This window comes from Pseudomonas sp. F3-2, assembly GCF_038804275.1.
Taxonomy (GTDB): domain Bacteria; phylum Pseudomonadota; class Gammaproteobacteria; order Pseudomonadales; family Pseudomonadaceae; genus Aquipseudomonas.
Map to the genome: position 1 here is coordinate 4,385,511 of NZ_CP152388.1, position 22,030 is coordinate 4,407,540.

The 22,030-nt window shown below is 61.9% G+C and carries 16 protein-coding genes; 9 read left to right on the forward strand and 7 right to left on the reverse strand.

Annotated features, from left to right (window positions below; translation table 11 throughout):
- Window positions 1–105: 105 nt before the first annotated feature.
- Window positions 106–4,443 carry a DUF6543 domain-containing protein gene (locus tag AAGQ88_RS19755; protein ID WP_342653325.1) on the reverse strand — a complete coding sequence of 1,446 codons (4,338 nt, stop codon included), beginning with the start codon at window positions 4,441–4,443 and terminating at the stop codon, window positions 106–108.
- A gap of 144 nt (window positions 4,444–4,587) precedes the next feature.
- Between AAGQ88_RS19755 and mnmC the strand changes: the two genes are divergently transcribed.
- From mnmC to AAGQ88_RS19795, 8 genes are all read left to right on the forward strand, one after another.
- Window positions 4,588–6,564 carry a bifunctional tRNA (5-methylaminomethyl-2-thiouridine)(34)-methyltransferase MnmD/FAD-dependent 5-carboxymethylaminomethyl-2-thiouridine(34) oxidoreductase MnmC gene (gene mnmC / locus AAGQ88_RS19760; RefSeq protein ID WP_342653326.1) on the forward strand — a complete coding sequence of 659 codons (1,977 nt, stop codon included), beginning with the start codon at window positions 4,588–4,590 and terminating at the stop codon, window positions 6,562–6,564.
- Between the two features lie 560 nt (window positions 6,565–7,124).
- Window positions 7,125–7,793 carry an ABC transporter ATP-binding protein gene (locus AAGQ88_RS19765; RefSeq protein WP_342653327.1) on the forward strand — a complete coding sequence of 223 codons (669 nt, stop codon included), beginning with the start codon at window positions 7,125–7,127 and terminating at the stop codon, window positions 7,791–7,793.
- 1 nt (window position 7,794) lies between these two features.
- Window positions 7,795–10,275 (forward strand): ABC transporter permease, encoded by a 2,481-nt coding sequence (locus AAGQ88_RS19770; protein ID WP_342653328.1) that lies wholly within the window; start codon window positions 7,795–7,797, stop codon window positions 10,273–10,275.
- Window positions 10,265–11,353: a lipocalin-like domain-containing protein gene (locus AAGQ88_RS19775; protein WP_342653329.1), complete on the forward strand. Its 1,089-nt coding sequence runs from the start codon at window positions 10,265–10,267 to the stop codon at window positions 11,351–11,353. Before AAGQ88_RS19770 ends, AAGQ88_RS19775 begins: the two co-directional genes overlap by 11 nt.
- 396 nt (window positions 11,354–11,749) lie before the next feature.
- The gene (locus AAGQ88_RS19780; protein WP_285426647.1) at window positions 11,750–13,522 is read left to right on the forward strand and encodes an N-acetylglutaminylglutamine amidotransferase; all 1,773 of its coding nucleotides are present in this window, start codon (window positions 11,750–11,752) and stop codon (window positions 13,520–13,522) included.
- Between the two features lie 3 nt (window positions 13,523–13,525).
- Window positions 13,526–15,274, forward strand: coding sequence for an N-acetylglutaminylglutamine synthetase (gene ngg, locus AAGQ88_RS19785; protein ID WP_342653330.1), 1,749 nt, complete (start codon window positions 13,526–13,528; stop codon window positions 15,272–15,274).
- 104 nt (window positions 15,275–15,378) lie between these two features.
- Complete coding sequence (locus tag AAGQ88_RS19790) at window positions 15,379–16,566, forward strand: osmoprotectant NAGGN system M42 family peptidase (RefSeq protein WP_285426649.1); 1,188 nt, start codon at window positions 15,379–15,381, stop codon at window positions 16,564–16,566.
- A gap of 162 nt (window positions 16,567–16,728) precedes the next feature.
- The gene (locus tag AAGQ88_RS19795; protein ID WP_093463826.1) at window positions 16,729–16,959 is read left to right on the forward strand and encodes a YheU family protein; all 231 of its coding nucleotides are present in this window, start codon (window positions 16,729–16,731) and stop codon (window positions 16,957–16,959) included.
- 9 nt (window positions 16,960–16,968) lie between these two features.
- Here AAGQ88_RS19795 and csrA read toward each other — a convergent pair whose 3' ends face one another.
- From csrA to AAGQ88_RS19810, 3 genes are all read right to left on the reverse strand, one after another.
- Window positions 16,969–17,166, reverse strand: a complete 198-nt coding sequence (gene csrA / locus AAGQ88_RS19800; RefSeq protein WP_285426650.1) for a carbon storage regulator CsrA — start codon at window positions 17,164–17,166, stop codon at window positions 16,969–16,971.
- A 206-nt stretch (window positions 17,167–17,372) separates the two neighbouring features.
- Window positions 17,373–17,708: a YnfA family protein gene (locus AAGQ88_RS19805; protein WP_342653331.1), complete on the reverse strand. Its 336-nt coding sequence runs from the start codon at window positions 17,706–17,708 to the stop codon at window positions 17,373–17,375.
- A 69-nt stretch (window positions 17,709–17,777) separates the two neighbouring features.
- Entirely contained in the window at window positions 17,778–18,593 is an 816-nt protein-coding gene (locus tag AAGQ88_RS19810; protein ID WP_342653332.1) for an SDR family oxidoreductase, read from the reverse strand.
- A 513-nt stretch (window positions 18,594–19,106) separates the two neighbouring features.
- Here AAGQ88_RS19810 and AAGQ88_RS19815 point away from each other — a divergent pair.
- Complete coding sequence (locus AAGQ88_RS19815) at window positions 19,107–19,265, forward strand: DUF3309 family protein (RefSeq protein ID WP_342653333.1); 159 nt, start codon at window positions 19,107–19,109, stop codon at window positions 19,263–19,265.
- A 96-nt stretch (window positions 19,266–19,361) separates the two neighbouring features.
- On the opposite strand, the gene AAGQ88_RS19820 is transcribed toward AAGQ88_RS19815, so the two are convergent.
- The 3 genes from AAGQ88_RS19820 to AAGQ88_RS19830 form a co-directional block, all read right to left on the reverse strand.
- On the reverse strand, window positions 19,362–19,604 hold the full coding sequence (locus AAGQ88_RS19820; RefSeq protein WP_342653334.1) for an acyl carrier protein: 243 nt from the start codon (window positions 19,602–19,604) through the stop codon (window positions 19,362–19,364).
- A 205-nt stretch (window positions 19,605–19,809) separates the two neighbouring features.
- The gene (locus tag AAGQ88_RS19825; RefSeq protein ID WP_285426653.1) at window positions 19,810–21,468 is read right to left on the reverse strand and encodes a cation acetate symporter; all 1,659 of its coding nucleotides are present in this window, start codon (window positions 21,466–21,468) and stop codon (window positions 19,810–19,812) included.
- A complete protein-coding gene (locus AAGQ88_RS19830; RefSeq protein ID WP_093463813.1) occupies window positions 21,465–21,776 on the reverse strand; it encodes a DUF485 domain-containing protein in 312 nt (103 codons plus the stop codon). Before AAGQ88_RS19830 ends, AAGQ88_RS19825 begins: the two co-directional genes overlap by 4 nt.
- Between the last annotated feature and the right edge of the window lie 254 nt (window positions 21,777–22,030).

Consider the following 22,030-nt stretch of genomic DNA (forward strand, 5'->3'; position numbering starts at 1 on the left):
AAGGTATGACCGCCAATCGCGTTCAGGGGTCAATCGCAACGAAAACCGGCCCGCCAGCGCGCCGGGCGACCGTGTACTCGGTCATCCGACACGCCGCGATGCGCCTTACCAGCCGGCGCGGTACAGGTCGGTCAGCTGGATGAGCATGGTGTGTTCATCCGCCTCACGCTGGGCGATCAACGCCTGCCCCTGGCGATGGTACTCGTCAGGATCTTCAGGGGGATGGTCCTCGAGCGCGGCCATCCGGGTCTGGACCACCGCCGTCGCCAGTTCCATGCCTGGCCCATGCTCGGCACGCAAGCGGGCATTCCATTGACGGTCAGCCACTGCGAACTCAAGAAACGCAGGGCCCTGCTCCGCCTCGAGCACCCGGCGTCGAGCGTCCAGCAGCGCGCCGTGATCGACAGCAGCCAGGCGCTCCCAGACCATGCGATGAGGCTGACCGGGCAGCGCCAGCTCGTCGGCCAGACCGATGCGGTACGCCATGCGCACCTCGGCGGCGTCGACGTTCATGCCCAGCCCTTCGCGGCGAAGGATTTCGGCGTCGGCGATGGCCTGAACCTCATTGAGCCGGAACAGCCGGCGAATCACCCCGAGCATGACCGGCGTGCGCTGAGCTTGCGCCACGCCGCGCAGCGCCTGCTCGCTGTAAACGAGCACTTGAATGTCGCTGAAGATCAGACGCGCGCCGTCCTGACAGGTCTGGTCGGCGCCGAACAGGCGATCGTTGGCGATAACCTCGATCTGCGCGCGCAAGGCCGCATCCGTCGCAACCGACTCCAGCACCGTGAGCACATCCCAGGCAAGCTCGGCGTGGAACAGGCGAAAATCCGCTGCCTGATGAAGACGCTGCAACAGCACCAACAGATGCGGCGCATCGCCCGCTTGTACCACCTGCGCCCAGGCGGCGCGCAGTCGATCGTTCAGGGCCGGTTCATCCGGCCTGATCCATAACTCCACTGACGCCACCGGCGCACGGGCACCGGATGTTGCAGGATGCGCATGGTCGAAATTGTCCTCATCGGAACTCTCGCTGTCGCTGCCCTCGGCCATGCCCTCCACCGGAAGCTCGCGGATGTCCTCGGGAAAGTCGTAATCCAGACGATAGCGATGGCCGAAGCCGGTGTCGTTGCGCCAGTAATTTTCCAGCGACTGATGCTCCAGCGGATTGTTGTACGCGTAGATCACCAGGTGACGGTCCGGATCGTGAGGGTTCTCGATGACTTCGTCGGGGATCTCAACGATATGATTGTCGCTGATGTCGAGCTCGTTGAGCCCCAGCGAATGAGCCCACTGCGGCCACTCAGTCAAGCCCGTATTGTTGATCCACAGCGTCGACAGGCGCAGGCGACCGGTGTCGGTGAACTGAGCCAGCGGACTGCTGGCCAGGCTCAGCGAGTCGAGGTCGGGGATGTCCATCAGCACATCCATCACCGCTTGATCGATGGTCCATGGCATGCGCTCCAGCGACAGGTGTTCCAACCGTTCCAGGCGAGGCAGGACGTCCGGGATGGCGAGGAAGCTGGCGCGCAGATTCAGGTGCGTCAGGGCCGGGAAGTGTTCCAGAAAGGCATTGGCGGCTGGCAGATCGGCGCTGACGTGGTTGAGATCCATGCGCCTGATGTCGGCGTAAAAATCGGGAAGCGCCGGCAGTTGCGGCAGGGTGATGTGCTCCAGCGTCAGCGAGCGCGGGCCACGCGGTGCCGCGCTGTGACTGTAGCGCCAGGCGCGTTCGATGGCTGTCGCCACGGTGCGTCGGGCCGGGCGCAGGTCTTCATTGATCAGCACGCCCGTGTCATCGGCTTCGACCCACGCCAGAAGGTTCCAGTACAGCGGCTGCCAGGCCTCGATTCGCTGACGGGTGGTCGCGAGCAAGTCAGCCAGCGGACGTTGTCGTCGGGCCATGTCGCGCACTTGCGCCGGCAGGTCGGGGCTCTCTGGATACAGCTGCGTCATTGCCTGCACCAGTTGCTGTTCCAACTCGCTCGGCGCCTCGTCCGGGATTTCGCTCGGCGCCTCGCCGAAGCCAGCGCCACGGCCGCTGAGCGGATAGCCGATGCGGCCGTCCGCCAGACGCATGGGCATGCGCAACGCACCGTCCGGCGTCCATTGCCCCAGCGTCCGGGCTGCCCAGGCCGGCTGCTGTTTCAGCCATTTGAACACGCGGCCTTTTAGCACGCGGGCATCGATGTCGGCATCGGCAAGGCCGATTGCCTGTCGTGCTTCCTGGGGCAACGCACGCAGGATCGCCGAGAACAGACTGCCCTCACGCCCGATGGATCTGCCCTGGCCATCACACGGCTGAAATGCATTCTTGCCGCGCACGAGGAGGCGACGTTCAGTCGACTGCTCTGGGCCAATGCTGTCGAGCAGCGCACCGTGCGCCGTGCCCTCGCGAATCTCCAGTCGCAGGTCATCGGGCCATCCGGCAAACAGTTCGACGCTGCGCAGAGTCAGGCGTTGAAGGTCAGGACTGGCATGGCTCGGCGCCAAAAAAAAACCCTCCAGCACGCGACTCATGCGGGTCTGACGCAGATGACCACGCACCTTGCCCGCGACCTCCAGCGCAATGCGCCCGCTCGTTTGCATTGCCAGACGCTCCTCGGCGGTAGCACTGGCGAGCAACTCGCGAGCCGACGCCAGGGTCAGCGAAGGAAAATCGCGCCTGAGCAGCGTCACCAGTGGGTCGCTGGACTGCTCGCTTTCGCGATAGGCCGCTTCGAAGGCATCGACGGATCGGGCCGCGTTTTCGCTCAGACGAAAGCGCTTGGCGCTGTCGATCAAGGCCGCCGGTGGCGTCTGATCGTTGGTGAGCGCGTGTCGGACCGTGGCGGCATCGACATCGGCCACCGCCATGATGCGCGTCAGGGTCTTGTCATCGAAATCGGCCAACGATGGGTGCAGACGGCGAAGCTCACTGATGCTGTCCCACAAGCGCAACTGACCGGTCGAATCAGTGACCGGCTGCATGCGCGCAATGAATGAAGGCGGTTCGACGGTCGCGGGTTTCGAGCCGCTGGCCCACTTGCCTGCCGCGCCCATGGCCGCCAGGAATGCGATGTTTTCCGCGACCTGGCTCAAGTGATCCAGCGCTTCGCTCATGTCGCCGTGCCGCCACGCATCGACGCCCTCGAAGGTGTCGACCAGCAGCTGGGCGCCAGATACCAGCAACATGGCTTCACCCAGCCCGGGCACGAAGAACGCGGCCAGATTCAGCGCATCCAGGCCATATTCGCGCCACTGGGCCAGACGTTTCAGACGAGTCCTGGCGTCCTCGTCTTCGGTTGGAACGGCCAGGACCCGCGCGTCGTCCTTGATGTGCAACATGCTTTGCAGGTAAAGAAATTCGCCGAGCGTGATGCCCAGCGGCACGGTCTGCAGGTCGAGATTGGCGTTGGGGTCGTCCTGGGTCGTGGCCACCAGTTGACGATGAAATCCCTTGCCACGCGCTACGCTGTGCACGCTTTGCGGGGCGAGGCGATCATGCAGGGAAGGGAAAAACGCGCCTTTGCTGCGCTGGGCGAGAAAGCGATCAAAGTAGCGTTGATAGTCTTCGTTGCGCAGCTTTGTCCTCAATGTCTGCATGAAGGCGTCCAGCGAGGCGTAGGACCGAAGGGGCGCTTCGGGCTCGCCCGGCAGATAGACTACGCAGCCAGTCGCGCCGGGCGCCTGCATCACCAGCACATCGCGTAACGTGAAGCCGAGCATCTGCAAGGTGAACAATTGCCCGGAAGATGTCTCACTCTCCAACGCAAGCAGTGCCTGATACGCCGCCTCGTCGATCAGGCCTTTCATGCGTGCGATGTGGGATTCAACCCTCAATGCCAGGCGATCCTTCTCGATCAGCAGTTGCTTGATTTCCTCGCTGCCGACACTGCCAGGCACATCCGCGCGCGCCACCGGATGCAGCACGTGGCGCAGGTGGCGCTGATACTGGCCGCCCACATCTACCTTTCGACAGAGCTCGATGAAACGCTCGGGGCTGACGTTCTGCCTGTTAAGGGGATCGCTTCGTGCCTGCAAGTGATCCCTGTCCGACAGGTTGCGGTAAATCAGCGAGGTGTTTTCCTGCGCCACCTGCGCCTGCTCGCTGACCTCGAAGTTCTGCAACGCGGCCTGCAACAGCGACTGGGTGGTCGAGCTTTTCGGTGCTGCGCGCCCGGTCAGCCAGTCGCGCTCGAAACTGACGTGGTAGAAATGATCGGCGTCGACATCCAGGCCCGGCCCGAACGCGTCTTGCAGCGCCTTGGCCAGTAACGGACGGGCGAATGCGGGCAGGTCGACGATGCGATCGAGCACCTGCCCTGCCGCCAGCGTGGCGCGACGGCTGCGGCCCATGTCTGACGCCAGGGCGTTGCGCATCTGCGGCGATGCGTTGATGAACCAGGCGGGCAAGGTGTTGTTGATGATGGTCGAGACTTGAGGTAACGCGGTGCTGTTCATGGTGACGTCCTTGTGAATGACTGAGTGTCGAACGTAATCAGGATTCACGCGGGCGCTGGCATACATAGTTATTCATTTCGTCGCGCTGTCTGCATTCACCGGGCGCTGGGGTAAAATCGCCGCCTTGCCTACCCCGAGCCGAACATGACCACCATTGACCACGCCCAGATTGACTGGGACGAGAACGGCAACCCCCATTCCAGGGTGTTTTGCGACGTGTACTTCTCCACCGAGTCAGGCCTGGACGAAACCCGCCATGTGTTTCTGACGCAGAACGCGCTGCAAGAGCGCTTCGCAGGGCTGCCTGACGGCGGTCGTCTGGTGATCGGTGAGACCGGCTTCGGCACCGGCCTGAACTTCCTCTGCGCCTGGCAGCTGTTTGCGGCGCAGGCTCAGGCGGGGGCGCGTCTGCACTTTGTCAGCGTCGAGAAATTCCCGCTCAGTCGTGACGATCTGCAAAGAGCCCTGGCGCTGTGGCCTGAACTCAAGCCCTTCGCCGATCAACTGTTGACGCAGTACGTGGCGATTCACGAGGGCTTCCAGCGTCTGGTGTTTGAAGGCGGGCGAGTGACACTGACGCTGTTGATCGGCGACGCGCTGGACATGCTGCCGCAGCTGGACGGCGAGATCGACGCATGGTTTCTGGACGGCTTCGCGCCTTCGAAAAATCCGGAAATGTGGACCCCGGAGCTGTTTGCCGAACTGGCGCGTCTGGCCGCTCCCGGCGCGACCATCGGGACGTTTACCAGTACCGGCTGGGTGCGCCGCGCGTTGAACGCTGCCGGCTTCAAGATGAAACGCGTGCCCGGTATCGGCCACAAATGGGAAGTGCTCAAGGGCAGCTTCATCGGCTGGCCCGACGACACGCCCGCCCCGCCTCGCGCCAAACCCTGGTTCGCGCGGCCGGTCCGGCATGGCGATGAACGCAAGGCGCTGGTGATCGGCGCCGGGCTGGCCGGTTGCGCGACCGCCGCAAGCCTGGCCGCACGTGGCTGGCAGGTCCAATTGCTGGAGCGTCATCAGAGCGTTGCTGCCGAAGCTTCGGGCAACCCGCAAGGCGTGCTGTATCTGAAATTGTCGGCCCATGGCACCGCGCTCTCGCGGTTGATTCTCAGCGGCTTCGGCCATACGCGGCGCCTGCTGGAGCGTTTGCAGCGGGGCGTCGACTGGGATGACTGCGGCGTGCTGCAACTGGCATTCGATGAAAAGGAACACGAACGTCAGGCACAACTGGCCCAGGCATTTACCCCTGACTTGCTGCAGGTGCTCGAGCAGTCGCACGCTGAAGCGAAAGCCGGTATCGCCCTGAAAAGCGGCGGCCTGTTCTATCCGCAAGGAGGCTGGGTGCATCCGCCTGCGTTATGCCGCCATCAGGCGCGACAGCCGGGGGTTGAATTGATCACCCATGGCGAGGCGCTTGAGCTGCGCCGCGAAGGCGAGGTCTGGCAGGCCTGGAATGGCGACCGGTTACTCGCCCAGGCGAAGGTGGTGGTGCTGGCGGGTGCAGCCGAGGTCAAGCGATTCCCGGCCAGCGCCGACCTGCCGCTCAAGCGCATTCGCGGGCAGATCACCCGGCTGCCGGAAACGCCGGCCAGCGCTTCGCTGCGCACGGTGGTCTGCGCCGAGGGCTACTTCGCGCCCGCGCGGCTGGGCGAACACACATTGGGGGCAAGCTTCGCGTTCAACAGCGATGACTTGACGCCCAGCCGTGCGGAGCATCTGGGCAACCTCGATCTGCTGCGGGAAATTTCCGAGGACCTGACGGACCGGCTGCAGGCCAGCGAAATCCCGGTGGAGGACCTGCAAGGCCGCGCCGCTTTTCGCTGCACCAGCCCGGATTATCTGCCGATCGTCGGGCCTCTGGCTGACCGGGAAGCTTTTTTCCAGACCTACGCCGTGCTGCGCAAAGACGCCCGCCAGGTGCCGTCCATCGAGTGCCCGTGGCTGGGCGGGCTCTACATCAACAGCGGCCACGGCTCGCGCGGCCTGATCACCGCCCCGCTGTCCGGCGAGCTGATCGCCGCGTGGCTGGACAACGAACCCCTGCCCCTGCCCCGCAGCGTGGCCGAAGCATGCCACCCCAACCGATTCGCACTGCGCAGTCTGATTCGCGGAAAGTAATCACCTCCGCGATACCGATGTGGGAACGAGTTTGCTCGCGAACAGGCCGGTGTGACTGGTTTGTTTAGTTTGGCTGGTGGAGATGCAGCGGCTGGCAGTCAGTCTTCGCGAGCAAGCTCGCTCTTACAGGATTTGTGTCTGGCCGGACAATTCGGGAATCCACGCGACATAACTGTGGGAGTGAGCTTGCTCGCGAAGAGGCCGTTACATTCGACGCAGATGCAGCGGGTGGCAGTCAGTCTTCGCGAGCAAGCTCGCTCCCACAGGATTTGTGTCTGGTCGGAGAATCCGGGAATGCCCGCAACATATCTGTAGGAGTGAGCTTGCTCGCGAAGAAGCCGCTACATCCGCCGCTGGTGCAGCGGCCGGTACATCCACCGCAGGTGCAGCGGCTGGCAAAGCGTTGCCTCAGCAGGACCGGCTTCAGCCGGGAAGAGGCCAGCGTGAGCACCCCGGGCGGTGTGCATCGGCAGCGGTACACGTGGGTACCTTTTCGCTGTTTACATCTCCCCCGAACAACCCGGTATCCTCCCTCTCATTCCCCTGTCAGGTGCATGTCGATGCTGCAAGTCCAAGGCGTGTTCAAAAGCTATGCCACGGCGCAGGGTCCGTTGGCGGTATTGCGGGGCGCGGATCTGCAGCTGGAACAGGGTGGCAGCCTGGCGCTGATGGGTGAATCGGGCAGCGGCAAAAGCACGCTGCTGCACCTGGTCGCCGGGCTGGATCAGGTGGACAAGGGCAGCATCGAGATCGCTGGCGAGCGTCTGGATCAGATGAACGAGGCGCAGCTGGCGAACTGGAGGCGCACACAGATCGGCCTGGTGTTTCAGCAGTTCAACCTCGTCGGCAGCCTCAGGGTCGAGGACAATCTGGCGTTCCAGGCGCGTCTGGCCGGACGCTATCAGCCGCACTGGCAAGCAGAGCTTGTCGAACGGCTCGGTCTGGGCGCCTTGCTCAAGCGCTATCCCGAACAACTGTCCGGCGGGCAGCAACAACGGGTCGCCATCGGTCGGGCGCTGGCGTCGCGACCCGGCCTGCTGCTGGCCGACGAGCCCACCGGCAACCTCGATGAAGCCACCAGCGATGAAGTCCTGCAATTGCTGCTCGACATCCTCGCGGACAGCCCGACCAGCCTGTTGATGGTGACGCACAGCCCCAGGGTCGCGGCGCGCCTGCAGCGTCAGGCGGTTCTGCATCTGGGACGCCTGCTCCCGGAAGGCGAACGCTGAGATGCCCGTTTTCTACTGGACGCTGAAGGCGCTGCTCAGCCATTGGCGCCGCCATCCCGTGCAGTTTTTCAGCGTGTTGACCGGTCTGTGGCTGGCCACCAGTCTGTTGACCGGCGTGCAGGCGCTCAATAGCCAGGCTCGAGACAGCTACGCCAAGGCCAGCCAACTGATCGGCGGTGAGCCGCAGAAAATTCTGGTGTCACCCAACGGCGCGAATTTTTCACAAGAACTGTTTGTCACGCTGCGCCGCGCGGGCTGGCCGGTCTCCCCCGCGCTCAGAGGGCGCGTGACACTCAAGGAAGCGCCGGACCTGCGCCTGACGCTGTTGGGCATCGAACCCGTGTCGTTGCCCGTCGACACCGCACTGGCCGGGCAGTCGCTGAGCACCGCGCAGATCGTCGACTTCTTCACGCCCCCCGGCGTCACCTGGATTTCCCCACAGACCCTGTCCGCGCTTGGCCTGCACGAGGGGCAAAGGCCGTTGACCGAATCGGGCCGCGCGTTACCGCCGTTGCACGCACAGGTGGACATGGCGCCGGGGCTGTTGCTGATGGACATTGGCTTCGCCCAGCAACTGCTGAACCAACCCGATCAGATTTCGCGACTCGTGCTGCCCAAGGACTTCGCCGACAACGCCCCCGCTCTGCCGGCCGCGTTGAACGGCGAGCTGGTCATTCGCAAAAGCGGCGAAGACAACGACCTGGGCCGCCTGACCGAAAGCTTCCACCTGAACCTGGATGCGCTCGGTTTTCTGTCATTCGTGGTCGGGCTGTTCATCGTCCACGCCGCCATTGGCCTTGCGCTGGAGCAGCGTCGCGGACTGCTGAGGAACTTGCGTGCCTGTGGCGTCAGTGCCCGAAGCCTGATCGGCAGTCTGATCGTCGAACTTGGCGTGCTGGCCCTGCTCGGCGGCATTGCCGGGGTGATCAGCGGCTATTGGCTGGCGAGTGTGCTGCTGCCCGATGTCGCCGCCAGCCTGCGCGGCCTGTACGGCGCCGAAGTGGCCGGGCATTTGAACCTGAGCCTCTGGTGGTGGCTGAGCGGGCTGGGCGTCAGTCTGCTGGGCGCCTTTCTGGCCGGCGCCAGCAGCCTGCTGCGCGCCGCGCGGTTGCCGTTGCTGGCACTGGCGAACGCGCAGGCCTGGCACGAAACCCACGCCACCTGGCTCAAGCGGCAGGGCTGGATTGCCGGAGTTTCCGCGCTGACTGCAGTGCTCGCCGCACTGTTTGGCAACAGCCTGGCGGCAGGTTTCGTGCTGATGGCCAGCCTGCTGCTCAGTGCGGCATTGGGGCTGCCTGTGCTGCTCAACGGCTTGCTCAATGGTCTGCTCGGTAAAAGCCGTTCCGTGCTGGGCCAGTGGTTTCTCGCTGACTGCCGCCAGCAGCTGCCGGCGTTGAGTCTGGCGTTGATGGCACTGTTGCTCGCAATGGCCGCGAACATCGGCGCTGGCAGCATGACCTCGGGGTTTCGACAGACCTTCACGCACTGGCTGGAACAACGCCTGAGCGCCGAGCTGTACATCAATCCGCAAAACCCGGCTCAGGCCGCGCCGCTGCAAAAATGGCTGAGCGAACAACCGCTGACGTCCGCGGTGCTGCCCAACTGGCAGGTTTCGCTGCAACTGCACGGCTGGCCGGCCGAGCTGTATGGCGTGATCGATCACCCGCACTACCGACAGCACTGGCCGTTGCTGGAGTCGGCAGAAGGCGATCCCTGGGCTCGACTGGCCAGCGAGGACGCGTTGATGCTCAGCGAACAGCTGGCCCGACGGTTGAAGGTCAGTGTTGGCGACGAGCTCAAGGTGCCTGCGCCGGACGGCGACTGGCCGCTGCGCGTGGTGGGCATTTACGCGGACTATGGCAACCCCAAGGGGCACATGCTGGTGAACGCCGAGCATTTGCTCAAGCACTGGCCACAACTGACGCCCAACCGTTTCAATCTGCGTATCGATCCACGGGCGATCCCGCAACTGCTACGCGTCCTGCACAACAAATTCACCATCGACGACAGCCGCATCGTCGATCAGATCCAGCTCAAAGCCTGGTCGCGCCAGGTCTTCGAGCGCACCTTCGCCGCCACCGCCGCCCTCAACAGCCTGACCTTGGGCGTGGCGGGCGTGGCACTGTTCATCAGTCTGCTGACCCAGAGCCAGAGCCGGCTCGGTCAGTTGGCACCGCTGTGGGCGCTGGGCGTCACGCGGCGGCAACTGATGTTGCTCAATCTTGCGCAGACCTGGCTGCTGGCGGTGCTGACGCTGGTGCTGGCGATTCCGTTGGGATTGTTGCTGGCCTTGTGCCTGGATGCCGTGATCAACGTGCAGGCATTCGGCTGGCGGCTACCCTTGCAAGTGTTCCCGATGCAGCTGTTGCGCCTGATGCTGCTGGCGATGCTCGCCACCCTTCTGGCCTCGGCGTGGCCGTTGTATCGCCTGTATCGCACCCGCCCTGCCGACCTGCTGAGGACGTTCGCCAATGAAGGTTAAGGCGCTGGCCGTGCTCCTCGTCTGCCTCTTGCTGAGCGCGTGCGACGACAAACCGGCTGAAGAAAAAGGCTTTGCCGGGCTGGCCGACGATGCCGCAAGTTACGCCCAGGTAACGCCAGGCAAGCGTTTCGCGTTTCCCGACGATCACGGCGCCCACGACGATTTCCGGATCGAGTGGTGGTACATCACCGCCAACCTGACCGATGCCGACGGGCAAGCGTTCGGCGTGCAGTGGACGCTGTTTCGCAATGCCCTGCCGCGCGCCCGAGACGCAGCGGGCGCGACCGCCGGCTGGAGCAATCGCAACCTGTGGATGGGGCATGCAGCGGTGACGTCGGAGGATGAGCATTACGCCGCCGAACGTTACGCCCGCGGCGGTGTAGAGCAGGCCGGAGTGAAGCTGGCGCCGTTCAGTGCCTGGATCGACGACTGGTCGCTGACCAGCGATGCCGCGCACGCCGATCCACTGGCGGACATGCACCTGCAGGCCGCAGGGCCGCAGTTCAGCTATCGCCTGCATCTGAAGGCCGACAAGCCGCTGGTGCTGCAGGGCAAGCAGGGTTTCAGTCAGAAATCCGAGGAAGGTCAGGCCTCGTACTACTACAGCCAGCCGTTCTTTCAAGCTGACGGCAGCGTCGAGATCGACGGCAAAACCTATCAGGTCAGCGGGCCAGCTTGGCTGGACCGCGAATGGAGCAGCCAGCCACTGACCGCCGATCAGACGGGCTGGGACTGGTTTTCCCTGCACCTGAACAATGGCGCCGAAGTGATGCTGTACCGAATGCGCAATACAAACGGCGAGCCGTACCTCACCGGGACCTGGATCAACAGCGACGGCAGCACCGAAATGCTCGCGCCCAGCGACATCGGACTCGAGCCCGAAGACACCACAGAGGTGGAAGGCCGCGACATGCCCACCCGTTGGTCGGTAAAAATCCCCGGCAAGGGCATCGATCTCTCGGTCGAGGCGCTCAACCCGAAGGCGTGGATGGACCTGCAGATCCCCTATTGGGAAGGCCCGGTGCAAGTGAGCGGAAGCCACGAAGGCGTCGGGTATCTGGAGATGACGGGCTATTGAGGTTCAGGGGTGCACACATGCCCTGCGCAAGTGGGCTTGCTCGGGGCCGCCGTCGGACGAATATTGAATTCCGGCCGCTGCATCTCCACAGCCTGCGTCGGCCTTTTCCCGGCTGAAGCCGGTCAGAGGGACGTCCGGCAGATATTGAAAGCTGTTCGTAGGACCGGCTTTAGCCGGGAAGGCGACGGGTGCAACGCCGTTGATCGAAGGCTGGGTTAAAGGCCGCTGGCTCACTCCCACAACATGCCGCACGCCTTGCCGGATGTGGCCTATGACGCAGTCCCCCCACGCCACTTATAACCGATCGTTCTAAAACTCTGGCAAATCCTGCCGGTCAGTCTTTGGGTAGCCGGACTTCCCGTCTACGTTCCCCAACGGAAAACCGGTAAGGATTATATGTGCGGATTAGCTGGTGAATTACGTTTCGACAATCAACCTGCGGACCTCGCCGCAGTAGAACGCATCACCCATCATCTGGCGCCTCGTGGCCCGGATGCATGGGGCTTTCATAGCCAGGGGCCGATTGCCCTTGGCCATCGCCGATTGAAAATCATGGACCTGTCTGACGGCTCTGCGCAGCCGATGATCGACAGCCATCTGGGCCTGTCACTGGCCTTCAACGGTGCGATCTACAACTTCCCGGAACTGCGTGCCGAGCTTGAAAGCCTGGGCTATCAGTTCCACTCCGGTGGCGACACCGAAGTGCTGCTCAAGGGCTATCACGCCTGGGGCGCAGACATGCTGCCCAAGCTCAATGGCATGTTTGCCTTCGCCATCTGGGAGCGCGACAACAACAGCCTGTTCATCGCCCGCGACCGCCTGGGCGTCAAGCCGCTGTACCTGTCGCGCACCGACAAGCGCCTGCGCTTCGCATCGGCGTTGCCCGCCCTGCTCAAAGGCGGCGACATCAACCCGATGCTCGATCCGGTGGCGCTCAATCACTACCTGAACTTCCACGCGGTCGTGCCGGCCCCGCGCACCTTGCTGGCGGGCGTCGAAAAGGTGCCGCCTGCAAGCTGGATGCGCTTCAGCGCCGACGGCAAGGTCGAGCAGAAAGTCTGGTGGACGCTGCCGTACGGCCCGCGCGCCGACGAAGCCAATCTGACCCTCGAAGACTGGCGCGACCGCGTCCTGGACAGCACCCGCGAAGCGGTCGCGATTCGTCAACGTGCGGCGGTCGACGTCGGCGTGTTGCTGTCGGGCGGCGTGGATTCGAGCATGCTGGTCGGTCTGCTGCGCGAAGTCGGTGTGAAAGACCTGTCGACCTTCTCCATCGGTTTTCAGGACGCCGGTGGCGAACGGGGTGACGAGTTCCAGTATTCGGACCTGATCGCGAAGCACTACGGCACCCGCCACCATCAGCTGCGGATCAAGGAAAGCGAAATCATCGAGCAGCTGCCAGCTGCGTTTCGCGCCATGAGCGAGCCGATGGTCAGCCACGACTGCATCGCGTTCTATCTGCTGTCCCGCGAAGTCGCCAAGCATTGCAAAGTGGTGCAAAGCGGTCAGGGCGCGGACGAGCTGTTCGCCGGTTATCACTGGTACCCGCAAGTCGATGGCGCGGCCGATCCTTATGCCGCTTACCGCGATGCCTTCTTCGATCGCAGCTACGACGAATACGCGCAGACGGTCGCTCCGCAATGGCTGACGGCCAACGACGCCGCCGGTGATTTCGTACGCGAGCATTTTGCGATGCCGGGCGCCGATGCGGCGGTCGATAAAGCGTTGCGTCTGGACAGCACCGTGATGCTGGTGGATGACCCGGTCAAGCGCGTCGACAACATGACCATGGCGTGGGGCCTGGAAGCGCGCACGCCGTTCCTGGATTACCGGCTGGTCGAACTGTCGGCCCGCATCCCTGCGCGCTTCAAGCTGCCCGACGGTGGCAAGCAGGTGCTCAAGGAAGCGGCGCGCCTGGTGATCCCGTCCGAAGTCATCGATCGCAAGAAAGGCTATTTCCCGGTACCGGGCCTCAAGCACCTTGAAGGCGACACGCTGAACTGGGTACGCGACCTGCTGCTCGATCCGAGCCAGGACCGTGGCCTGTTCAATCCGAACATGCTCGACAAGCTGTTGACCGATCCCGATGGTCAATTGACTCCGCTGCGCGGTTCCAAGCTGTGGCAGCTCGCGGCCCTCAATCTGTGGCTCAGCGAACAAGGACTCTGACCGATGAAAGCCAACGCTTCGATCTATAACCAGCGCCTCTTGCGTGGTCAGCCGCCGTCCTATGAGCGCCTGCAGGCGCGGCTCGCCGAGGATGGCAGCGCGATGGACGCCGAGCCTCTGGCCCTGCATTGCGGCTGGGGACGCCTGTTGATCGGGCATACCTATCCCGATCCTGCGACGCTGGCTGACGACCTGCTCAACGAAAAACCGGGGGAGCGCGACATCGCGCTGTATGTCGCAGCGCCCCAACAAGTGCTGGCACAGTCGCCGCAGCAGCTGTTCCTTGACCCGTCTGACACATTGCGCCTGTGGTTCAGCGACTACCGCCCTGCGCAGCGGGTGTTTCGCGGCTTTCGCATTCGCCGTGCGCAGAATCAGGACGACTGGACTGCCATCAATAACCTGTACATCGCGCGCGGCATGCTGCCCATCGACCCGAGCCTGCTGACGCCCCGCCATCTGGGCGGCCCGGTGTACTGGATCGCCGAAGATGAGAGCACCAATGCGGTGATCGGCAGCGTGATGGGACTCAATCATCAGAAAGCGTTCAATGACCCGGAAAACGGCAGCAGCCTCTGGTGCCTGGCGGTCGACCCGCAATGCACGCGGCCCGGTGTCGGCGAGGTGCTGGTGCGTCATCTGATCGAACATTTTCAGAGCCGCGGTCTGGCGTATCTGGACCTGTCGGTCCTGCACGACAATCAACAGGCGAAAAACCTGTACGGCAAACTCGGCTTTCGCAACCTGCCGACGTTCGCCATCAAGCGCAAGAACGGCATCAACGAGAAGCTCTTCCTCGGCCCCGGTCCGCAGGCGGAATTCAACCCTTACGCGCGGATCATCGTCGATGAAGCCCATCGTCGAGGCATCGAAGTGCAGGTGGACGATGCCGAGGCGGGCCTGTTCACGCTGATTCATGGCGGGCGCCGGATTCGTTGCCGCGAGTCGTTGAGCGACCTGACCACGGCGGTCAGCATGACGCTGTGTCAGGACAAGCGACTGACGCAGAAAGCCCTCAAAGCCGCCGGTCTTGAAGTGCCGGTCCAGCAGATGGCGGGCAATGGCGACGACAACCTCGCGTTCCTCGATGAACACGAGCGGGTGGTGGTCAAGCCGGTGGACGGTGAGCAGGGCCAGGGCGTGGCCGTGGATCTGCGCACCATCGATGACGTGCAGGCAGCGGTCGAGCGCGCTCGGCAGTTCGACAGCCGTGTGTTGCTGGAAAGCTTCCACGAAGGGCTCGACCTGCGCATCGTCGTGATCGGCTTTGAAGTGGTCGCGGCCGCCATTCGCCGTCCCGCCGAAATCATGGGCGATGGCCGGCACACCATCGGCCAGTTGATCGAAGCCCAGAGCCGCCGACGCGCCGCAGCGACGGGGGGCGAGAGCAAGATCCCGATGGACGACGAAACCCGCCGGACCGTGGAGGATGCCGGCTTCACGTTCGACAGCGTGCTACCGGCCGATCAGCGTCTGGCGGTCCGTCGCACCGCCAACCTGCACACCGGCGGGTGCCTGGAGGACGTCACCGCGATCCTTCATCCAGTGCTCAAAGACGCGGCTGTCCGCGCCGCCCGCGCCCTCGACATCCCGGTGGTGGGCCTGGACCTGATGGTCCCTGCCGCCGATCAACCGGAATACGTGTTCATCGAAGCCAACGAACGCTGCGGCCTCGCCAATCACGAGCCGCAGCCGACCGCCGAGCGCTTCGTCGATCTTTTGTTTCCCCATAGCTTGCCTGTGCACGGCTGAATAACAGCAGCGGCAAGCTTCAAGCCATAAGCTGCAAGTGAGGTCAGCGCGACCACTTGCGGCTTACAGCTTGAAGCTCGTAGCTGCTCCGATAGGAGCCTCCCATGACCACTGCAAAAAAAATCCTCGAACCGGATCTGAATTACCTGCAGAAAGTCCTGCTGGAAATGCTCGCAATTCCCAGTCCTACGGGCTTTACCGACACCATCGTGCGCTACGTCGCAGAGCGCCTGGAAGAACTTGGCATTCCCTTCGAACTGACGCGCCGAGGGACGATCCGCGCCACCCTCAAAGGTAAGCAGAACAGCCCGGACCGGGCCGTTTCCGCTCACCTGGACACCATCGGCGCCAGCGTGCGCGAGGTCAAAGACAACGGCCGGCTGGGCCTGGCACCGGTAGGTTGCTGGTCGAGCCGCTTCGCTGAAGGCAGCCGCGTCAGCGTGTTCACCGACACCGGTGTGATTCGGGGCAGCGTGCTGCCGCTGATGGCATCGGGGCATGCGTTCAACACCGCAGTCGACACCATGCCAATCAGCTGGGATCACATCGAGTTGCGCCTGGACGCCTACAGCGCCACCCGCGCCGACTGCGAATCGCTGGGCGTCAATATCGGCGACTTCGTGGCATTCGATCCATTGCCGGAATTCACCGACAGCGGCCACATCAGCGCGCGCCATCTGGATGACAAAGCAGGCGTTGCCGCCCTGCTCGCTGCGCTGAAGGCGATTGTCGACAGTGGCGCGGAACCGATGATCGACTGTCATCCGCTGTTTACCATTACCGAGGAAACCGGCAGCGGGGCAGCGGGTAGCCTGCCGTGGGACGTCAGCGAGTTCGTCGGCATCGACATCGCCCCGGTTGCCCCAGGCCAACATTCCAGCGAACACGCGGTCAGTGTGGCGATGCAGGATTCCGGCGGGCCTTATGACTATCACCTGTCCCGTCACTTGCTGCGTCTGGGTCAGGAAAAAGAGCTGTCGGTGCGGCGCGACCTGTTCCGCTACTACTACAGTGATGCCCACTCGGCGATCACTGCCGGTTACGACACCCGCACGGCGCTGCTGGCCTTCGGCTGCGACGCGACTCACGGTTATGAACGCACGCATATCGACAGCCTCAATACCCTGAGCCGCCTGCTGACTGCCTACATCATGAGCCCGCCGGTCTTTGCCAGCGATGCGCATCCGTCCAACGCCTCACTGGAAAACTTCAGTCATCAGCTGGAGCACGACGCGCAGATGGAAACCGACACCCGTGTGCCGTCCGTGGACACCTTGATGGGCCAGCGCTGATCGGCGCGCTTGTGGAAGCCCGCTCGCGCTGAGCGGGCTTCCTACAGTCGCTTCCTATAGTCGAACGTAACCGGTGTGGGAATCTGACTCTGCAGATGTAGCCTCGATTCTCGGGCCGAGTTAGCATCGCCGCCATCCGCCTCTGCGCACACCGAGAATCCCATGCTGATCCCTCACGACCAACTCGAAGCCGACACCCTGACGCGACTGATCGAGGATTTCGTCACCCGCGATGGCACGGATAACGGCGATGAGACGCCGCTGGAAACCCGGGTTCTGCGCGTCCGCCATGCGTTGAGCAAGGGTCAGGCGGTGATTTTCTTTGACCTCGACAGCCAGCAGTGCCAACTGATGCTCAAGCACGACGTACCGAAAGAATATTTCGAAGAGTGAACCCGTCGTCTACCTGCCAGCCCCCTGAGCGGCCAGTTGCTGCAGGCGTGCAGTGATCCGTCGGTAGACCTCGGCACGATGGATCTTCACGTGCTGCGGCGCATCGATGCCGAGACGAACCTGATTACCCGTGATGCCCAGAATCTGCACAGTGATGTCGTCGCCGATGGAGAACGTGTCTCCGATTTCCCTCGTCAATACCAGCATCTTTCCTACTCCCTTGGAGGTAACCAAGTCAGCAGGTTGACCCGCAGGCATCAGTGCATCAATGCGTACAGGACAAATCAGTAACGCCCTTCAAAGATTCGCGCACATGGCCGACAGACGATTCCTACAAATGGCCGCGTCGGCTGGACTTCGCGTGAAATCCGCCTTACAGACGTCGGATTTTTCCAGGCCCGAAAAGACTTGAGTCAAAGGGTCTGGGTCCAGCGAGGGCCCAGCAGAATGATGGTTGCGCCGATCACACAGAACGCAACACCGATCCAGTCGGAGCTCAAAGGCCGCGCGCGCTCGATGATCCCCAGCCAGGCAATCGAGGCAATGATGTAGATGCCGCCGTAAGCGGCATAGGCGCGGCCGGCAAACTGAGCTTCCACACGGGTCAACAGCACGGCGAACAGGGTCAGACTGACCAGCGCTGGCACGATCCAGAGCGCACTCTTGCCCTGTCGCAGCCACAGCCAGAAGGCGTAACAGCCGGCGATCTCAAACAGCGCCGCAAGGAAAAACCAGAGGTAGTTGAGCACGGGGAAATCTCTACAAAGGTGGCCAGAACGATGCCGGCCACCCTATCAGAAATGCCTGACTCCATGCCGTCACGAACTGACCGATCTGGCCTTCGCGCGCATCTTCTCGGCCATGGTTGCCATCTCGTCGTACAGCATCTGCGGATTTTTCTGCTTGAGCTGCCAGGCCATGCGCCCCTGTTCGTGAGGCAGAATCATGAACTCGCCTTCGGCCACTTGCCGGAAGATGTAATCGGCGATGTCACTGGCGCTGATCGGTGAGCTTTCCAGCAGCTTGCCGACTTGGGCCTTCATCGCAGGCGTCGGCCCGCGGAAGGAATCAAGCAGATTGGTCTGAAAGAAGGAGGGACACACGACGTGCACGCCGACCTCCGATTGACGAAGCTCGACCAGCAGGCTTTCCGACAACGCAACCACACCGGCCTTGGCAACGTTGTAATTGCTCATCGCCGGGCCCTGCATCAGCGCCGCCATCGAGGCGATGTTGATGATCTTGCCCTTGCTCTGCGCAAGCAACGGCAGGAACGCTTTGCAGCCTTTGACGACGCCCATCAGATTGATCGCGATCTGCCAGTCCCAGTCCTCGAGTGAAAGCTCGTCGAAGAATCCGCCAGAGGCGACACCCGCGTTGTTGACGATCACGTCGATGCCGCCGAACTTCTGCTCGCACGCCTGGGCCAATGCGGTCAACTGGCTGTAGTCCCGAACATCGCAGCGTTGCACGAAGCCTTCCCCGCCCGCCTCGCGCACACTTTTCAACGTCTCTTGCAGTCCGCTGTCAACGATGTCCGACAGCGCCAGTCGCCAGCCCTCACGCGCCCAGCGCAGCGCGATCTCGCGACCCAGTCCGGACCCGGCGCCAGTGATCATAATGCGATTTTGCATAGCAATTGCCTTGTCGGTTTCGAGGAAGTGGCCTCAGTTTAAACAGACAAATTGTCCGACAACCCCTTTATCAGCTCGCTGAATATGCAATGCAAACCGCCACCCGCCTGAGCGGATTTCGCTACGTCTCCTCAGCAACGGCGGGCGAACAAAGACAATAAGCAAAAGATGCAACGGTGAGTCGACGTAGAAAAGTGAGGATAACTGTTAGCTTGCTTGCTATTACTGCGGGTTCAGAACTTTCTGCGGACCCATCCGTCAATCATTAGTTCCGGACTCAAACCGCCTCTTACAAGAGGAGGTAAAGCGATTTAACATCATGGAAGCCACTCAGTAAATATTACAAACCTATGATTTTTAAGCTATTTTTTCTGTTGTTAATTTTTATTTCTCAAATTCAGAACCTTTTGATTATGCCGACAGTCGGATTAATCAGGCAGCACAACATTTCGCCAAGTTGGCAGAATCTTGTACTGCACGGCCATCTACCAAGTACACAAGAAGGAACTCGTCATGGGCATCGGCACAATTCTTATCATCATTCTGATCCTCCTGTTGATCGGCGGTCTTCCCGTCTTCCCACACTCCACAAGTTGGGGCTACGGTCCGTCGGGTATCATCGGTACGATCCTGGTGATTCTGTTGATTCTGGTGCTGCTCGGCAGGATATGACCTCCTGGCAACCAGTGAAAAAACCCGCCTTCGTGGCGGGTTTTTTATGAGGCTGGGATGAAGGTACAGCAGTACCGCGTAGGCAATCACCAAACGTCAGTCAGTCTTGGTTTTAACCATTAGGTCTATCACCTGTCCTACTGTCTTGAGGTCTTTGAACTCGGTGTCGGTAAGCTCAATACTCAAGAAGTCTTCTACCGTCATCAGGATTTCTTTGACATCCAATTCATCACCTAGGGCCGCGATTTTCGTGCTGTCAGTGACTGTAACGGGGTCTACCCCCTCCAACTTTTCCTCAACGATCTTTCTAAACTGCTGCATTGCTTCCTCACGGTCCATCGCACACCTCCTATAACGCTCATGCGCGCCTCTAAATATCACCCTGCCTGCGCCCCTGCGCAATTGTCAGAAATGACAGTGAAGGTCTCTATCTCTGGCATCGCCATCCTGCCTTTCAGCGAGTCCAATAATTCCGAACGCAGTGCGCAAAAACGAAAACACCCCGAACCAGTCGGGGTGTCTCTTTGCACAGGGCTACCTCAAATCAGTGAGAAACCGCCCCACTGGCGCCAAGGCCGGTCTGCGAACGCACGAACTGCGGGAAGAACAGCGCTCGCTCGCCCTCGGCCGCTTTCGACTTGTCGGTGATCGAGAAGAACCAGATCCCCACGAACGCGATGATGATCGAGAAGAACGCCGGGTACTCGTACGGGAAGATAGCCTTCTCGTGGTGCAGGATCTGCACCCAGATGGTCGGGCCGAGAACCATCAGCACCACGGCGCTGATCAGCCCCATCCAGCCGCCGATCATGGCGCCGCGGGTGGTCAGGTTTTTCCAGTACATCGAGAGCAGCAGCACCGGGAAGTTGCAGCTGGCTGCGATCGAGAACGCCAGGCCCACCATGAACGCGATGTTCTGACTTTCGAAGGCGATACCCAGCACGATAGCGACGATCGCCAGCGCGACGGTGGTGATCTTCGATACGCGGATTTCATCTTTCTCGTTGGCTTTGCCCGCCTTGATCACACTGGCGTACAGGTCGTGGGACACCGCCGATGCACCGGCCAGCGTCAGCCCTGCCACCACCGCCAGGATGGTTGCGAACGCCACCGCCGAGATGAAGCCCAGGAACAGACTGCCGCCCACTGCGTTGGCCAGGTGAACCGCCGCCATGTTGTTACCGCCCAACAGAGCGCCCGCTGCATCCTTGAACGCCGGGTTGGTGCTGACCAGCAGAATCGCGCCGAAGCCGATGATGAAGGTCAGGATGTAGAAGTAGCCGATGAAGCCGGTCGCATAGAGAACCGATTTACGTGCTTCCTTCGCGTCGCTCACCGTGAAGAAGCGCATCAGGATGTGCGGCAGACCGGCGGTGCCGAACATCAGCGCCAGACCGAGGGAGAACGCAGAGATCGGATCTTTCACCAGACCGCCCGGGCTCATGATGGCCTCACCTTTAGGGTGAACCTTCACGGCTTCGGAGAACAGGACGTTGAAGTCGAAGTTGACGTGCTTCATCACCATCAGCGCCATGAACGATGCGCCCGAGAGCAGCAGCACGGCCTTGATGATCTGTACCCAGGTGGTTGCCAGCATGCCGCCGAACAGCACATACAAGCACATCAGGATACCGACGAGCACGACCGCGACGTTGTAGTCCAGGCCGAACAGCAGCTGGATCAGCTTGCCGGCACCGACCATTTGCGCGATCAGGTAGAACGCCACCACCACCAGCGAACCGCAGGCGGACAGAGTACGGATTTCCTTCTGCTTCAGGCGGTAGGACGCCACGTCAGCGAAGGTGTACTTACCCAGGTTGCGCAGGCGTTCGGCGATCAGGAACAGAATGATCGGCCAGCCGACGAGGAAGCCGATCGAATAGATCAGGCCGTCGTAACCGGAGGCGTACACCAGAGCGGAAATACCCAGGAAGGACGCAGCCGACATGTAGTCACCGGCAATGGCAAGGCCGTTCTGGAAACCGGTGATCTTGCCGCCAGCTGCGTAATAGTCCGCTGCCGACTTGTTTTTCTTGGCCGCCCAGTAGGTCACGCACAACGTGGCGCCGACGAAGATCACGAACATGACGATCGCGGCAACGTTGAGCGGTTGTTTCTGCACAGCGCCAGTCAGGGCATCCGCCGCCCAGAGTGTCGGTGCAAAGGCCGCAAGGCCCAAAGCTGCAAACAGGCGCCTGATCATTGTTGTGCCTCCTTCAGGATCGCGTTGTTCAGCTCATCGAATTCGCCGTTTGCGCGACGAACGTAGATGGCGGTCAACACGAACGCGGAGATGATCAGACCCACGCCGATTGGCATTCCCCAGGTAATGGATGATGTGGCGCTGAGTTTGGCGCCAAGCACTTGAGGCCCGTAAGCGATCAGAAGGATGAAAGCGGAATAGAGCCCAAGCATGATCGCCGAGAGAATCCAGGCGAATCGTTCCCTTTTCGAGACCAGCTCCTTGAAACGGGGGCTGTTCTGAATCGAGAGGTAAATGCTGTCGTTCATTGTTTTTGTCCTCGCAGCACAGATTGATGTCACGTATTGCACTTTAGTCGGCTCTGAGCCGCACTCCAGACGACCTTAGTATTAGAACGACATTAGCTGATGTGCGCGGGACTGCACTTTCTGTCACCGGCGGAAAACCGGAGGCATGTTTGGCGCAAGTGGCGTATCCGGCAGGCCTGCAGGATTGAAGGTTGAGCGTGCTCCGGTTACACGGCGTCAGACCGGCGATAAAAAACCGCCTGGCGATCACTCAC

Excerpts from the sequence above, each read along its gene's own strand:
- AAGQ88_RS19830 (WP_093463813.1), bottom strand. The coding sequence starts at position 21,776 with ATGAACGACAGCATTTACCTCTCGATTCAGAACAGCCCCCGTTTCAAG.
- AAGQ88_RS19790 (WP_285426649.1), top strand. The coding sequence starts at position 15,379 with ATGACCACTGCAAAAAAAATCCTCGAACCGGATCTGAATTACCTGCAG.
- AAGQ88_RS19825 (WP_285426653.1), bottom strand. The coding sequence starts at position 21,468 with ATGATCAGGCGCCTGTTTGCAGCTTTGGGCCTTGCGGCCTTTGCACCG.
- csrA (WP_285426650.1), bottom strand. The coding sequence starts at position 17,166 with ATGCTGGTATTGACGAGGGAAATCGGAGACACGTTCTCCATCGGCGAC.
- AAGQ88_RS19770 (WP_342653328.1), top strand. The coding sequence starts at position 7,795 with ATGCCCGTTTTCTACTGGACGCTGAAGGCGCTGCTCAGCCATTGGCGC.
- AAGQ88_RS19755 (WP_342653325.1), bottom strand. The coding sequence starts at position 4,443 with ATGAACAGCACCGCGTTACCTCAAGTCTCGACCATCATCAACAACACC.
- AAGQ88_RS19765 (WP_342653327.1), top strand. The coding sequence starts at position 7,125 with ATGCTGCAAGTCCAAGGCGTGTTCAAAAGCTATGCCACGGCGCAGGGT.
- AAGQ88_RS19780 (WP_285426647.1), top strand. The coding sequence starts at position 11,750 with ATGTGCGGATTAGCTGGTGAATTACGTTTCGACAATCAACCTGCGGAC.
- AAGQ88_RS19815 (WP_342653333.1), top strand. The coding sequence starts at position 19,107 with ATGGGCATCGGCACAATTCTTATCATCATTCTGATCCTCCTGTTGATC.
- AAGQ88_RS19820 (WP_342653334.1), bottom strand. The coding sequence starts at position 19,604 with ATGGACCGTGAGGAAGCAATGCAGCAGTTTAGAAAGATCGTTGAGGAA.
- mnmC (WP_342653326.1), top strand. The coding sequence starts at position 4,588 with ATGACCACCATTGACCACGCCCAGATTGACTGGGACGAGAACGGCAAC.
- AAGQ88_RS19810 (WP_342653332.1), bottom strand. The coding sequence starts at position 18,593 with ATGCAAAATCGCATTATGATCACTGGCGCCGGGTCCGGACTGGGTCGC.
- AAGQ88_RS19775 (WP_342653329.1), top strand. The coding sequence starts at position 10,265 with ATGAAGGTTAAGGCGCTGGCCGTGCTCCTCGTCTGCCTCTTGCTGAGC.
- AAGQ88_RS19795 (WP_093463826.1), top strand. The coding sequence starts at position 16,729 with ATGCTGATCCCTCACGACCAACTCGAAGCCGACACCCTGACGCGACTG.
- ngg (WP_342653330.1), top strand. The coding sequence starts at position 13,526 with ATGAAAGCCAACGCTTCGATCTATAACCAGCGCCTCTTGCGTGGTCAG.